Origin of the sequence: Streptomyces sp. NPDC007896, from assembly GCF_042959425.1 — a bacterium.
Classification (GTDB): Bacteria; Actinomycetota; Actinomycetes; order Streptomycetales; family Streptomycetaceae; genus Streptomyces.
Genome location: NZ_JBIBKX010000001.1, coordinates 1,058,796 through 1,073,256, shown reverse-complemented (window position 1 = coordinate 1,073,256; position 14,461 = coordinate 1,058,796). Strand labels below are relative to the sequence as shown.

The following is a 14,461-nucleotide window of genomic DNA, read 5'->3' as shown; positions in this document are numbered from 1 at the left end:
GAAACGGCAGGCGAGCGGCTGGAAAGGGGTATGCGGCCGGGTACGGGACAATGGAAGGCATGCCTTCCGCACTTCCCGACGGTGAGCCCGTCCCCGACGACGGGGCGCTGCCCGCGCACGCCCTGGCCGGAGCCGCCGAGCGCCCCCTCGGTTTCTACCTCCACGTGCCGTACTGCGCGACCCGCTGCGGCTACTGCGACTTCAACACCTACACGGCGACCGAGCTGCGGGGCACCGGAGGCGTGCTCGCCTCCCGCGACAACTACGCGGAGACGCTGATCGACGAGGTCCGGCTCGCCCGGAAGGTCCTCGGCGACGACCCGCGACCCGTCCGTACGGTGTTCGTCGGCGGCGGTACGCCCACGTTGCTGGCCGCCGATGACCTCGTACGGATGCTGGGGGCGCTCCGGGACGAGTTCGGGCTCGCGGACGACGCGGAGATCACGACCGAGGCGAACCCGGAGTCGGTTGATCCGCGGTATCTGGAGACGCTCAGGACCGGAGGGTTCAACCGGATCTCCTTCGGCATGCAGAGCGCCCGGCAGCACGTCCTCAAGGTGCTCGACCGTACGCACACCCCCGGCCGGCCCGAGGCGTGTGTCGCGGAGGCGCGTGCGGCCGGGTTCGAGCATGTGAACCTCGACCTGATCTACGGCACGCCCGGTGAGTCCGACGACGACTGGCGGGCCTCGCTCGACGCCGCGCTCGGTGCCGGGCCCGACCATGTCTCCGCGTACGCGCTGATCGTCGAGGAGGGGACGCAGCTCGCCCGCCGTATCCGGCGGGGCGAGGTGCCGATGACGGACGACGATGTGCATGCGGACCGGTATCTGATCGCCGACGAGGTGCTGTCCGGGGCGGGGTTCGACTGGTACGAGGTGTCGAACTGGGCCACTTCCGCCGCCGGGCGGTGCCTGCACAACGAGCTGTACTGGCGGGGCGCCGACTGGTGGGGGGCCGGGCCCGGGGCCCACAGCCATGTGGGCGGGGTGCGGTGGTGGAACGTGAAGCATCCCGGGGCGTATGCGGGGGCGTTGGCGGCGGGGCGGTCGCCGGGGGCGGGGCGTGAGCTGCTCTCGGAGGAAGACCGGCGGGTGGAGCGGATTCTGCTCGAGCTGAGGCTTCGGGAGGGGTGTCCGTTGTCGCTGCTGCGGGTGGAGGGGCTTGCGGCGGCGGGGCGTGCGTTGTCGGAGGGGTTGCTCGAAGCCGGGCCGTATGGCGAGGGGCGGGCCGTGCTTACGTTGCGGGGGCGGTTGCTGGCGGACGCGGTGGTAAGAGACCTGGTGGACTGAGGGGGCTGCGCCCCCAGACCCCGGTGGTGTTCTTCTTCTGCGGGCGAGTGGGGGCTGGTCGCGCAGTTCCCCGCGCCCCTGGGGCATCGGGGCTGCGCCGCGGATCCCTGGCTGTGTGGAGTTTTTCGGCCGCGGGCTGGTGGGGGCTGGGCGCGGAGTTCCCCGCGTCCCTGAAGACCTCGGGTCGTCCGGTGTTCCAGGGCGAAGCCGAGAGCTTGGGGGAGGGTAGGGGCGGAGGGGGCGAGGATCGGTTGGTCAGTGGGGGGCTGTGACGAAGTCGATGAGTTCTTCCACTCGGCCCAGGAGCTCCGGCTGCAGGTCCTTGTAGGAGTGGACGCGGGACAGGATGTGCTGCCAGGCGGCGCCGGTGTTCTCGGGCCAGCCGAGGGCGCGGCAGACGCCGGTCTTCCAGTCCTGCCCGTGGGGGACCCGGGGCCAGGACGGGATGCCTACGGAGGACGGCTTCACGGCTTCCCAGATGTCGATGTAGGGATGGCCGAGGACCAGGGCGTGCTCGCTCGTGACCGACGCCGCGATACGGGACTCCTTGCTGCCGGGCACCAGGTGGTCGACGAGGACGCCGAGGCGGGCGTCCGGCCCGGGCGAGAAGTCCGCCACGATCGCGGGCAGGTCGTCGACGCCCTCCAGGTACTCGACCACGACGCCCTCGATGCGCAGATCGTCTCCCCAGACCCGTTCTACCAGCTCGGCGTCGTGGCGGCCCTCCACGTAGATCCGGCCGGCACGGGCGACCCGGGCCCGCGCGCCGGGGACGGCCACCGAACCGGAGGCCGTGCGGGTGGGACGGACGGCGGTGGCGGAGGGGCGGGTGAGAGTGACCACCCGGCCCTCCAGGAGGAAGCCGCGCGGTTCCAGCGGGAACACGCGGTGCTTGCCGAAGCGGTCCTCCAGTGTCACCGTGCCCGCCTCGCAGCGGATCACCGCACCGCAGAAGCCGGTAGCCGGCTCCTCGACCACCAGGCCCGGCTCCGCCGGAACCTCCGGCACGGGCTTGGGCTTCTTCCACGGCGGAGTCAGGTCCGGAGAGTACTGGCGCATTCGGATGACGATAGGAGAAGCCCGGCGGCGCTCACCGCGACACGCCGAAATCCGACGCGTCGAAACCGGGCGTGGCGGAACCCGGCGTGGCGAATCCGGGCGTGGCGAATCCGGGCGTGGTGAATCCGGGCGTGGTGAATCCGGGCGTGGCGGAACCCGGCACGCCGAAACGCGCGGCCAACGCGTCCCGCTGGGACCGCACGAACCCGGCGTCCACGACCGCCCCGTGACCGGGCACGTACAGCGCGTCCTCCCCGCCGAGGGCGAGCAACCGGTCGAGGGCCCCGGGCCAGCGCGACGGTACGGCGTCGGGGCCCGCCTGGGGCTCGCCGGACTCCTCGACCAGGTCGCCGCAGAACACCACCGTCGGCTCGCCCGGCACCACGACCACGAGGTCGTGGGCGGTGTGGCCCGCGCCCGTCCGCACCAGCAGGACCTCGACGCCGCCGGTCAGCTCGAGATGCCAGGTGCCCCACACGTAATTCCGGGGAAGCACCAGGGTGTCCGCCGCCTCCTCCGCCGCCCGCGCGTCCAGCCCGCACCGCACCGCGTCCGCGTACAGCCCCTCGCGCCCGCACTCGTACACCTCGGCCGAGCCGCCCGCGACGAGGACCTCCGCGCCCGCGAACGCCGCCGCGCCGAAGACATGGTCGAAGTGGGGGTGGGTGAGCGCGAGGAAGGTCACACGGCGGCCGGCGAGCGTCTGCGCCTCCCCGCGCAACCGTGCGCCCTCCGCGAGGCTCGACCCCGCGTCGACGATCAGCGCCCCTCCCTCGCTCACGACCAGCCCGACCGTGCAGTCCCAGACCGGAAGCCGCCGCCGCCCGACCCGCGGCGTCAGCTCCTCCCACCCGGACTCTTCCCAAGTCACCTTCATACGCCGACGCTAGCGCTGAGGGCGTGGACGGTACGACATCGCGGGCAGGGACGGTGTGACATCACGGGACACGTCGGTGTACGTCCGTGCACCTTGCACAAGATCGCGGGGCCGCCCTTGCCGGGGCCGTACCCACCGGCCGTACACTGGGCCGGGGAATGCTGGCACTCGCACGCGCTGAGTGCCAAGCGAGGCGCCGAGGGGTCGACAGCTGGAGGTGTGCGCGATGCTCAGTGAACGCAGGCTCGAAGTGCTGCGCGCCATCGTCCAGGACTATGTCGGCACCGACGAGCCGGTCGCGGTCGGGTCCAAGGCGCTGACCGAGCGGCACCGGCTGGGGGTCTCCCCGGCCACCGTCCGCAACGACATGGCGGCCCTGGAGGACGAGGGGTACATCGCCCAGCCGCACACCAGCGCCGGGCGGATCCCCACCGACAAGGGCTACCGGCTCTTCGTCGACAAGCTCGCCGGCGTCAAGCCGATGACCGCGCCCGAGCGGCGGGCCATTCAGAACTTCCTGGACGGCGCGGTCGACCTCGACGACGTCGTCGGGCGGACGGTGCGGCTGCTCGCGCAGCTGACCCGGCAGGTCGCCGTCGTGCAGTATCCGTCGCTGACGAGATCGACCGTGCGGCACGTGGAGCTGCTCTCCCTCGCCCCTGCTCGTGTGATGCTCGTGCTGATCACGGACACCGGGCGGGTCGAGCAGCGCATGATCGACTGCCCGGCCCCGTTCGGAGAAACGTCTCTCGCGGATCTGCGGGCCCGGCTCAACAGCAGGGTCGCGGGCCGTCGCTTCGCGGACGTCCCGCAGCTCGTGCAGGACCTCCCGGACGCGTTCGAGGCGGAGGACCGGGGTACGGTCGCGACGGTGCTCTCCACTCTTCTGGAGACGCTCGTCGAGGAGACCGAGGAGCGGCTGATGATCGGCGGAACCGCCAATCTGACGCGCTTCGGACATGACTTCCCTCTCACCATCCGGCCGGTGCTCGAAGCGCTGGAGGAGCAGGTCGTGCTTCTCAAGTTGCTTGGTGAGGCCGGGGATTCGAGCATGACCGTGCGAATCGGTCACGAGAACGCGTATGAGGGACTCAACTCCACGTCCGTGGTCTCGGTCGGCTACGGTTCGGGCGGCGAGGCAGTAGCCAAACTCGGCGTGGTCGGCCCGACCCGCATGGATTACCCGGGAACGATGGGAGCGGTACGCGCAGTGGCACGGTACGTCGGACAGATCCTGGCGGAGTCGTAAGTGGCCACGGACTACTACGCCGTACTCGGCGTGCGCCGCGACGCGTCCCAGGACGAGATCAAGAAGGCATTCCGGCGGCTCGCACGCGAGCTGCACCCGGACGTCAATCCCGATCCGAAGACGCAGGAGCGGTTCAAGGAGATCAACGCCGCGTACGAGGTGTTGTCGGACCCGCAGAAGAAGCAGGTCTACGACCTCGGCGGCGACCCGCTGTCCCAGTCGGGCGGCGGCGGTGCGGGCGGCTTCGGCGCCGGTGGGTTCGGGAACTTCTCGGACATCATGGACGCCTTCTTCGGTACGGCGTCGCAGCGCGGTCCGCGGTCGCGTACGCGGCGTGGCCAGGACGCCATGATCCGGCTCGAGATCGAGCTGGACGAGGCGGCCTTCGGGACGACGAAGGACATCCAGGTCGACACGGCCGTCGTCTGCGCCACCTGCAACGGTGAGGGCGCGGCGCCGGGTACCTCGGCCCAGACCTGTGACATGTGTCGCGGGCGGGGTGAGGTGTCCCAGGTCACGCGGTCCTTCCTCGGGCAGGTCATGACCTCCCGGCCGTGTCCGCAGTGCCAGGGCTTCGGGACCGTCGTCCCGACTCCCTGCCCCGAGTGCGCCGGTGACGGGCGGGTCCGGTCGCGTCGCACGCTGACCGTCAAGATCCCCGCCGGTGTCGACAACGGCACGCGGATCCAGCTCGCGGGCGAGGGCGAGGTCGGGCCCGGTGGCGGTCCCGCCGGTGACCTCTACGTCGAGATCCACGAGCTGCCGCACTCCACCTTCCAGCGGCGCGGGGACGATCTGCACTGCACGGTGACCATTCCGATGACCGCGGCCTCGCTCGGCACCAAGGTGCCGCTGGAGACCCTCGACGGTCTTGAGGAGGTCGACATCCGTCCGGGCACGCAGTCCGGGCAGTCGATCCCGCTGCACGGGCGGGGTGTCACGCATCTGCGCGGCGGCGGCCGGGGTGACCTCATCGTGCATGTCGAGGTGACCACGCCCACGAAGCTCGATCCCGAGCAGGAGCGGTTGCTGCGGGAGCTGGCGCAGCTGCGGGGGGAGGAGCGGCCCACCGGGCAGTTCCAGCCCGGGCAGCAGGGTCTGTTCTCGCGCCTGAAGGACGCGTTCAACGGTCGCTGACGGGTATGCCTGGGGGCTCCGCCCCCAGGCGCTCGACCGGCCATCCTGGTGGCCTATGCCAGGCGGAAGGCCCGATTCGGACTTGTTCGGAGGACGTGACAACATGCCGTCATGTCCACCGCACTGACCGATCTCTTCCCTCACCCGATCGTGCAGGCCCCCATGGCGGGCGGCGTCTCCGTCCCGCATCTCGCGGCCGCCGTGTCCGAGGCGGGCGGGCTCGGGTTCCTCGCCGCCGGGTACAAGACCGCCGACGGCATGTACCAGGAGATCAAGCAGTTGCGCGGGCTCACGGGCCGCCCTTTCGGGGTCAATCTGTTCATGCCGCAGCCCGAGTACGCGGACCCCGCCGCGGTCGAGGTCTACGCCCACCAGCTCGCGGGCGAGTCCTCCTGGTACGAGACCGCACTCGGTGAACCGGACAGCGGTCGTGACGACGGCTACGACGCCAAGCTCGCCGTCCTCCACGACAACCCGGTACCGGTGGTCTCGTTCCACTTCGGCATCCCGAGCCCCGACGTCCTGGACTCCCTGCGCCGTGCCGGCACACTCACCGTGATCACCGCGACCACGGCCGAGGAGGCCCTCGCCGTCCAGCGGGCCGGCGCCGACGCGGTCATCGCGCAGGGTGTGGAGGCGGGCGGCCACCAGGGCACCCACCGCGACAACCCGGAGACGGACGGTACGGGTATCGGGCTGCTGTCGCTGATCGCGCAGGTCCGCGAGACCGTGGACATTCCGATCATCGCCGCCGGCGGCATCATGCGCGGCAGCCAGATCGCCGCGGTGCTCGCCGCGGGCGCGAACGCGGCACAGCTCGGCACCGCGTTCCTCGCCACCCCGGAGTCCGGCGCGGGCGCCGTGCACAAGCAGGCGCTGACCAACCCGCTGTTCGTACGGACGGAGCTGACGCGCGCGTTCTCCGGGCGGCCGGCGCGCGGCCTGGTGAACCGCTTCATGCGTGAGCACGGCCCGTACGCGCCCGCCGCGTACCCGGAGGTCCACCACCTCACCTCCCCGCTGCGCAAGGCGGCCGCCAAGGCGGGTGACGCGCAGGGCATGGCGCTGTGGGCGGGGCAGGGGCACCGCATGGCGCGCGAGCTGCCCGCCGGGCAGCTGGTGGAGGTGCTGAGCGCGGAGCTCGAGGCGGCCAGGACAGCGTTGTCGGCCGCCGGGGAAGCGGGGGGTGAGGTCCGATGACGGCACCGGTGTTCGTGGTCGAGCACTTCGAGGCGGGCAGCGGCGGACGGTACGTGCTCGACGGCCCGGAGGGGCGCCACGCCGTCTCCGTGAAGCGGCTGAACCCTGGTGAGGACGTCGTCCTCACGGACGGGGCCGGGCGGTGGGCCGAGTGTGTGGTCGTCGCCACCGAGGGCAAGGACCGCCTGATCGTCCAGATGGACTCCGTGGCCGAGGAGCCGGTGGAGGAGCCTCGTGTCACCGTCGTCCAGGCGCTTCCCAAGGGCGACCGGGGCGAGCTGGCCGTCGAGACCATGACCGAGACCGGCGTCGACGCGATCGTCCCCTGGGCCGCCTCCCGCTGCATCACCCAGTGGAAGGGCGAGCGGGGTCTGAAGGCGCTCGCCAAGTGGCGGGCCACGGCCCGGGAGGCCGGCAAGCAGTCGCGCCGGGTGCGTTTCCCGGAGGTCGCGGACGCGGCGACGACCAAGCAGGTTGCCGCACTTCTGGCCAGTGCCGACTTCGCGGCGGTGCTGCACGAGGACACGGAGGTCGGCACCGAGCCGTTCGTGACGGCCGAACTCCCCACCTCGGGCGAGATCGTGCTGGTGGTCGGCCCCGAGGGCGGGATCTCCCCCGAGGAGATCGAGCTGTTCACCGGGGCGGGCGCGAAGACGTGCCACCTGGGGCGTACCGTGCTGCGTACATCGACCGCCGGGACGGTGGCGACCGCGCTGCTGATGGCGCGGACCGGCCGCTGGTCCTGACCGCGCGCACGCACGGGGGACGCCTTGGAACTCGCCCAAGTACGGTTGCTCGTCTCGGACTTCCCGGTCTGCTACCGCTTCTACGCCGAGGTTCTCGGCCTCAAGCCCCAGTCGGGCGCGACCGAAGGACCGTACGAGAAGTTCAGTCCCACCGTCGGTTCGGCGGGCATCGCGCTCCAGGACCGCGCGATGATGGCCCGGATACTGGGTGAACTGGGCGACTCGGCGAGCGGCCACCGTTCCCTGGTGGTCCTGCGCGTCGACGACCTGGACTCCTACTGCGAGGCCATCACCTCGCGCGGCGCCGTCCTCGTCCACGGCCCGGACTTCATGACGGACCGGATGCGGGTCGCCCACCTCAAGGACCCCGAGGGCAATCTGGTGGAACTTCAGGAGTGGCTCCTCCTGCGGACCTGACACAGTTTCACGCATATGCGTTCGACGGGGGCGCACGCAGGTGTGTAGTGGCCGTATGGGGTCTACCGCGACGCCCGGGACAGTGGCACTCTGCCGTCTATGGGGGCATTGATGCGTATTCGACGAGTGGTGAGGCGACTGGTGACGGGCCGTCGGGGACCGATGGTCGCCGGGCTCGCCGTGGTGAGCGCCTTCGGGGTGGCCGCGTGCGAACCGGTCGGTGGCCTGAGCGCCTCCGCGGTGGCGTACACGACCGACCGGGCCGGGACCGCGGAGCTCCAGCGGCAGCATGTCGACGTGCAGTACCTGAGCTGCACCGGGTCGTACGGCGGCGGGAACAAGGCCTACACCCCGGGACACACACCGTCGGCCTCGAGTTCCACGCCCTCCGTGGTGGAGGTGGACTGCCGGGGGCAGACCAAGGACCGGCGGGAGATCACCATCACCGGGAAGGTCACCCGTGAGGTCGAGGGCAAGTGCGTCCGCGGGGACCTGACGGCCAAGGTCGGCGGCAAGCAGTGGTTCCACGTGAACGTACTGGGCAACTGCAACGCCCCGAGCACGCCTTCGTACACACCCCCCACCTACGGCGCGCCCACCTACCACCGTCCGGGCCCCACCACCACCGTCACCGTGACGAAGACCATGTGGTGCAAGGGCGATCCCACCTGCTGGCCCGCCCAGGGCAAGTGATCCAAACCCCTGTCGGGCCGAGCTGTCCCTGCATAGGGTGATCGGGTGACTCAGTCTGCATCGTCCGCGTCGTCGGTATCGCCCGCGTATCTCCGGTTTCCGCATCTGCACGGCGAGCTGGTCGCCTTCACCGCCGAGGACGACGTCTGGGTCGCCCCCCTCGACGGCGGCGGTCGCGCCTGGCGGGTCAGCGCCGACAACATGCCGGTGAACCACCCCCGCATCTCCCCGGACGGTACGACCGTCGCCTGGACGTCGACGCGCGACGGAGCGCCCGAGGTGCACGCCGCGCCCCTGGAGGGCGGACCGTCCACGCGGCTGACGTACTGGGGGAGTTCGAAGACCCAGGTGCGCGGCTGGACCCCGGACGGGCGCGTGCTCGCGCTCAGCACCCAGGGTCAGGCCAGCCTGCGCCGCAGCTGGGCCCGGGCCGTCCCGCTCGACGGGGGCCCCGCGACCACCCTGCCGTACGGGCCGGTCGGTGATGTGGTCCACGGCGACCCGGGTGTGCTGCTGCTGTCCGCTCCCATGGGGCGCGAGGCCGCCTGGTGGAAGCGGTACCGGGGCGGCACGGCGGGCAAGTTGTGGATCGACAGGGCCGGCGGCGACGGGGCGGGGGCCGGCGAGTTCGTACGGCTGCACGAGGACCTGGACGGGAACCTCGAATACCCCCTGTGGGTGGGAGAGCGCGTCGCCTTCCTCTCCGACCACGAGGGCGTCGGAGCGCTCTACTCCTCCCTCGCCGACGGCTCCGATCTGCGCCGCCACACGCCGATCGACGGCTTCTACGCCCGGCACGCGGCGACCGACGGCGCCCGGGTCGTGTACGCGTCCGCCGGTGAACTGTGGCTCCTGGACGACCTGGACGGCGCCGAGCCGCGCCGGCTCGACCTGCGGCTCGGCGGACAGCGCGTCGACCTGCAGCCGCACCTCGTGAGCGCCTCCCGCTGGTTCTCGGCCGCCGCCCCCGACCACACCGGACGCGGCAGCGCGGTCTCCGTGCGCGGCGCCGTCCACTGGGTCACCCACCGCTCCGGACCGGCCCGCGCGCTCGCCGCCCGGCCCGGTGTACGCGCCCGGCTGCCCCGCGCCTTCCGGGTGGAGGGCGAGGAGTACGTGGTGTGGGTGACGGACGCGGCGGGCGACGACGCGCTGGAGTTCGCCCCGGCGACCGGTCTCGCGCCCGGAGCGACCCCGCGCCGGCTCGCCGCCGGACAGCTGGGACGGGTCCTCGGGCTCGCCATGGCACCCGACGGCAGCCGCGCCGCCGTCGCCTCGCACGACGGACGAGTGCTGCTCGTCGAGCGGGAGACCGGGGAGGTGCGGGAGGTCGACCGGAGCGAGGACGGCGAGGTCTCCGGGCTCGTCTTCTCGCCGGACTCCGCCTGGCTCGCCTGGTCGCACCCCGGCCCGCGCCCGCTGCGCCAGCTCAAGCTGGCCAACACCGCCGACCTGTCGGTGACCGAGGCCACCCCGCTCCGCTTCCGCGACTACGCGCCCGCGTTCACCCTCGACGGCAAGCACCTCGCCTTCCTCTCGGCCCGCTCCTTCGACCCCGTCTACGACGAACATGTCTTCGACCTCGCGTTCGTCGGGGGCTCCCGGCCGCATCTGATCACCCTGGCCGCGACCACCCCGTCCCCCTTCGGACCGCAGCGCCACGGCCGCCCCTTCGAGGCACCCGACAAGGACGAGACGCCCGACAGCGAGGGCGCCCCCACCACCCGTATCGACCTCGACGGACTCGCCGACCGGATCGTTCCGTTCCCCGTCGAGGCGGCCCGCTACTCGACCCTGCGCGCCGCCAAGGACGGGCTGCTGTGGCTGCGCCACCCGGTCGTCGGAGTCCTCGGCGCCTCCCGCGCCACCCCGGACGACCCGGACCCGAAGACCGAACTGGAGCGGTACGACCTCGCTCAGCAGCGCGTCGAGCACCTCGCCGCCGACGCCGAGCACTTCGCCGTCAGCGGCGACGGCAAACGCGTCCTGCTGTGGACCGACGGCAAGCTCAAGGTCGTCCCCAGCGACCGTCGCGCCTCGAACGACGACGAGAGCGACACGAACATCACCGTCGACCTCTCCCGGGTCCGCCAGACCGTCGACCCGGCCGCCGAGTGGCGTCAGATGTACGACGAGACCGGCCGCCTCATGCGCGACAACTTCTGGCGGCCCGACCTGGGCGGGGTCGACTGGGAAGGCGTGCTGGACCGCTACCGGCCGGTGCTCGAACGGGTCGCCACCCACGACGACCTCGTCGACCTGCTGTGGGAGGTGCAGGGGGAGCTCGGCACCTCGCACGCGTACGTCACCCCGCGCGGCGGCTGGGGCGGCGGCGACCGGGCGCAGGGACTGCTCGGGGCGGACATCTCCCGTCATGAGGACGGCAGTTGGCGTATCGACCGGATCCTCCCCTCGGAGACCTCCGACCCGGACGCGCGGGCGCCGCTCGCCGCGCCCGGCGTCGCGGTGCGCGCGGGGGACGCGATCGTCGCGGTCGCCGGGCAGCCGGTGGACCCGGTGGCCGGACCCGGGCCGCTGCTCGTCGGCACCGCGGGCAAGCCGGTCGAACTGACCGTCTCCCCGTCGGGCGGCGGCGATCCGCGGCACGCCGTCGTCGTCCCGCTCGCCGACGAGGAGCCGCTGCGCTACCACGCCTGGGTGGCGGACCGGCGCGCCTATGTCCATGAACAGTCGGGCGGCAGACTCGGCTATCTCCACGTGCCCGACATGCAGGCGCCCGGCTGGGCCCAGATCCACCGCGACCTGCGGATCGAGGTGGCCAGGGAGGGGCTGGTCGTGGACGTCCGGGAGAACCGCGGCGGCCACACCTCCCAGTTGGTCGTGGAGAAGCTCGCGCGACGGATCGTGGGCTGGGACCTGCCGCGCGGGATGCGGCCGTACAGCTATCCGGAGGACGCGCCGCGCGGACCGGTCGTCGCCGTCGCCAACGAGTTCTCCGGCTCGGACGGCGACATCGTCAACGCGGCGATCAAGGCGCTGGGCATCGGGCCGGTCGTCGGGACACGGACGTGGGGCGGGGTCGTCGGCATCGACAGCCGGTACCGGCTCGTCGACGGCACCCTCGTCACCCAGCCCAAGTACGCGTTCTGGCTGGACGGTTACGGGTGGGGCGTGGAGAACCACGGTGTCGACCCGGACGTCGAGGTCGTCCAGGCGCCGCAGGACTACGCGGCCGGGCGCGACACGCAGCTCGACGAGGCGATCCGCATCGCGCTGGCCGCGCTCGCGGAGAACCCGGCGAAGACGGCACCGGCGCTGCCCGAGCTTGGTTGACGGAGGTTTGACGGGGTGCCGTCGCCCAAGGGCACCCGGTCAGCCGCTCCGCGGCCGACTTCCCCGCCCACCCGCCTCTTCAGGGCGGTCGGACGGACTCACCCATGCTGCCGATAGCATGCGGAGCGTACTGATCACACGGCGTGAGGAGCACACGCATGACGGGAGAACCGCAGGACGACTGCTTGTTCTGCAAGATCGTCGCGGGGCACGTTCCCGCGAACGTCGTCCGGGAGACGGACACGACCGTCGCCTTCCGCGACATAAACCCCCAGGCGCCCACGCACATCCTGGTCATCCCCAAGGTGCACCACCCGGACGTGGCCTCCCTCGCGGCAGCCGAGCCCGCCATCGCCGCGGACGTACTGCGCGAGGCCGGCGAGGTGGCGTCCGAGGAGAAGCTGGAGAGCTACCGCATCGTGTTCAACACGGGCGGCGGCGCGGGCCAGACCGTCTTCCACGCGCACGCCCACCTCCTGGGCGGTCGCGGCATGCAGTGGCCGCCGGGGTAAGCGACCTTGTCCGTACGTGAACTGGTGGTCCTCGGCACCGCCAGCCAGGTCCCCACCCGGCACCGCAACCACAACGGCTATCTGCTGCGCTGGGACGGGGAGGGCCTGCTCTTCGACCCCGGTGAGGGCACCCAGCGGCAGATGCTGCGGGCCGGGGTCGCCGCGCACGACCTGCACCGCATCTGCGTCACCCACTTCCACGGCGACCACTCACTCGGCCTCGCCGGGGTGATCCAGCGCATCAACCTCGACCGTGTCCCGCACGAGGTGACCGCGCACTACCCGCGCTCCGGGCGGCGCTTCTTCGACCGGCTGCGGTACGCCACGGCCTACCGCGAGACCGTCGAGCTGACCGAGGCACCGGTCGAGGCGGACGGGGTGCTCGCGACCACCCCCTCGTACACCCTGGAGGCCCGCAGGCTCTCCCACCCGGTGGAGTCCTTCGGCTACCGGCTGGTCGAGCCGGACGGCCGGCGGATACTGCCCGAGCTGCTCGCGGAGCACGGGATCAAGGGGCCGGACGTCGGGCGGATCCAGCGCGAGGGCGCGCTCGGCGGGGTCTCGCTCGACGATGTGAGCGAGGAGCGGCGCGGACAGCGGTTCGCGTTCGTCATGGACACGCGGCTGTGCGAGGGCGTGGACGCCCTCGCCGAGGGCTGCGACCTCCTCGTCATCGAGTCGACGTTCCTGGACGGGGATCACCAACTCGCCGTCGACCACGGTCACCTGACGGCCGGTCAGGCGGGCCGGGTGGCGCGGGACGCGGGCGTACGGCATCTCGTGCTCACGCACTTCAGCCAGCGATATTCCGAACCGGACGAGTTCGAGCGGCAGGCCCGGGCCGCCGGGTTCGAGGGGGAGCTGACCGTGGCGCACGACCTCGTGCGGGTGCCGGTGCCGAAGCGGCGATGAGCAGTCCTCGTACGAGTCGATGAGGCGTCGTCGCACGAGATCGTCGGTACACACCCGTACGATATTTCGATGCCCCTCCCCAAAGCGGAACTGCACCTCCACATCGAAGGCACCCTCGAACCCGAGCTGGCCTTCGAGCTCGCCGCGCGCAACGGCGTCACGCTCCCGTACGCGGACACCGAGGAGCTGCGCAAGGCGTATCTCTTCGACGACCTCCAGTCGTTCCTGAACCTGTACTACGAGCTCATGGCCGTCCTGCGGACCGAGCAGGACTTCGCCGACCTCGCCGACGCCTACCTCGCACGGGCCGCCGCGCAGGGCGTACGGCACGCGGAGATCTTCTTCGACCCGCAGGCCCACATCGCCCGGGGCGTCGGCATGGGGACGGTCGTCGAGGGGCTGCACCGCGCGCTCTCCCGCAGCGAGGAGACACACGGCGTCTCCACCCAGCTGATCATGTGTTTCCTGCGTGACGAGTCCGCCGAGTCGGCGCTCGAGACCCTGGAGGCCGCGAAGCCCTACCTCGACCGGATCGTCGGCATCGGCCTCGACTCCGCCGAGGTCGGGCACCCGCCGGTCAAGTTCCGCGAGGTCTACGAGGCCGCCGCCGCGCTCGGCCTGCGGCGCGTCGCCCACGCGGGCGAAGAGGGGCCGCCGGCGTACATCACCGAGGCGCTGGACGTGCTCGGCGTCGAGCGCATCGACCACGGGCTGCGCTGCATGGAGGACCCCGAGCTGGTCGAGCGGCTCGTACGGGACCGGGTGCCGCTGACGCTCTGCCCGCTGTCGAACGTACGGCTGCGCGCCGTGGACGTCCTGGAGGACCACCCGCTGCCCGCGATGCTGGACGCCGGGCTGCTGTGCACGGTCAACTCCGACGACCCCGCGTACTTCGGCGGGTACATCGGCGACACCTTCCACGCCGTGCACGAGGCGCTCGGACTGGACCGGGAGCGGATGCGGGAGCTGGCCCGCAACTCGTTCGTGGCGTCCTTCCTGGAGCACGACGAGGAGCGGCGGGCGCGCTACCTCGCCGAGGTCGAGGCGTACGAGTTCGGCTAGGGCCTGTCCGG

General features: G+C 71.8%; 12 protein-coding genes and 1 pseudogene. 11 read left to right on the top strand and 2 right to left on the bottom strand.

The genetic code is table 11. From position 1 onward, the window contains the following. Positions 1 to 59: 59 nt before the first annotated feature. A complete protein-coding gene (hemW, locus tag ACFZDJ_RS04910) occupies positions 60 to 1,292 on the top strand; it encodes a radical SAM family heme chaperone HemW (RefSeq protein ID WP_391056127.1) in 1,233 nt (410 codons plus the stop codon). 255 nt (positions 1,293 to 1,547) lie between these two features. Here hemW and ACFZDJ_RS04905 read toward each other — a convergent pair whose 3' ends face one another. Continuing rightward, entirely contained in the window at positions 1,548 to 2,351 is an 804-nt protein-coding gene (locus ACFZDJ_RS04905; RefSeq protein WP_168508609.1) for a DUF3097 domain-containing protein, read from the bottom strand. 160 nt (positions 2,352 to 2,511) lie between these two features. After that, positions 2,512 to 3,228, bottom strand: a pseudogene (locus ACFZDJ_RS04900) (MBL fold metallo-hydrolase); the annotation flags it as partial. Positions 3,229 to 3,454: 226 nt separating this feature from the next. Here ACFZDJ_RS04900 and hrcA point away from each other — a divergent pair. The 10 genes from hrcA to ACFZDJ_RS04850 all read left to right on the top strand — a co-directional run bounded on the left by hrcA (position 3,455) and on the right by ACFZDJ_RS04850 (position 14,450). Next, positions 3,455 to 4,477: a heat-inducible transcriptional repressor HrcA gene (hrcA, locus tag ACFZDJ_RS04895; protein WP_075032705.1), complete on the top strand. Its 1,023-nt coding sequence runs from the start codon at positions 3,455 to 3,457 to the stop codon at positions 4,475 to 4,477. Then, complete coding sequence (gene dnaJ / locus ACFZDJ_RS04890; protein WP_101405225.1) at positions 4,478 to 5,614, top strand: molecular chaperone DnaJ; 1,137 nt, start codon at positions 4,478 to 4,480, stop codon at positions 5,612 to 5,614. A 111-nt stretch (positions 5,615 to 5,725) separates the two neighbouring features. Next, the gene (locus ACFZDJ_RS04885) at positions 5,726 to 6,814 is read left to right on the top strand and encodes a nitronate monooxygenase (protein WP_391056122.1); all 1,089 of its coding nucleotides are present in this window, start codon (positions 5,726 to 5,728) and stop codon (positions 6,812 to 6,814) included. Next, positions 6,811 to 7,560, top strand: a complete 750-nt coding sequence (locus ACFZDJ_RS04880) for a 16S rRNA (uracil(1498)-N(3))-methyltransferase (protein WP_390927455.1) — start codon at positions 6,811 to 6,813, stop codon at positions 7,558 to 7,560. Before ACFZDJ_RS04885 ends, ACFZDJ_RS04880 begins: the two co-directional genes overlap by 4 nt. Before the next feature lie 24 nt (positions 7,561 to 7,584). Further along, entirely contained in the window at positions 7,585 to 7,977 is a 393-nt protein-coding gene (locus tag ACFZDJ_RS04875; RefSeq protein ID WP_168508606.1) for a VOC family protein, read from the top strand. Between the two features lie 111 nt (positions 7,978 to 8,088). Further along, the gene (locus tag ACFZDJ_RS04870; protein ID WP_390927457.1) at positions 8,089 to 8,670 is read left to right on the top strand and encodes a hypothetical protein; all 582 of its coding nucleotides are present in this window, start codon (positions 8,089 to 8,091) and stop codon (positions 8,668 to 8,670) included. A 45-nt stretch (positions 8,671 to 8,715) separates the two neighbouring features. Then, the gene (locus ACFZDJ_RS04865; RefSeq protein ID WP_391056120.1) at positions 8,716 to 11,964 is read left to right on the top strand and encodes a S41 family peptidase; all 3,249 of its coding nucleotides are present in this window, start codon (positions 8,716 to 8,718) and stop codon (positions 11,962 to 11,964) included. Positions 11,965 to 12,122: 158 nt separating this feature from the next. Further along, the gene (locus tag ACFZDJ_RS04860) at positions 12,123 to 12,476 is read left to right on the top strand and encodes an HIT domain-containing protein (RefSeq protein WP_390927461.1); all 354 of its coding nucleotides are present in this window, start codon (positions 12,123 to 12,125) and stop codon (positions 12,474 to 12,476) included. Positions 12,477 to 12,482: 6 nt separating this feature from the next. After that, positions 12,483 to 13,388 (top strand): ribonuclease Z, encoded by a 906-nt coding sequence (locus ACFZDJ_RS04855; RefSeq protein ID WP_391056117.1) that lies wholly within the window; start codon positions 12,483 to 12,485, stop codon positions 13,386 to 13,388. Positions 13,389 to 13,457: 69 nt separating this feature from the next. Beyond that, positions 13,458 to 14,450, top strand: coding sequence for an adenosine deaminase (locus ACFZDJ_RS04850; protein WP_391056114.1), 993 nt, complete (start codon positions 13,458 to 13,460; stop codon positions 14,448 to 14,450). The last annotated feature ends 11 nt before the right edge of the window (positions 14,451 to 14,461 follow it).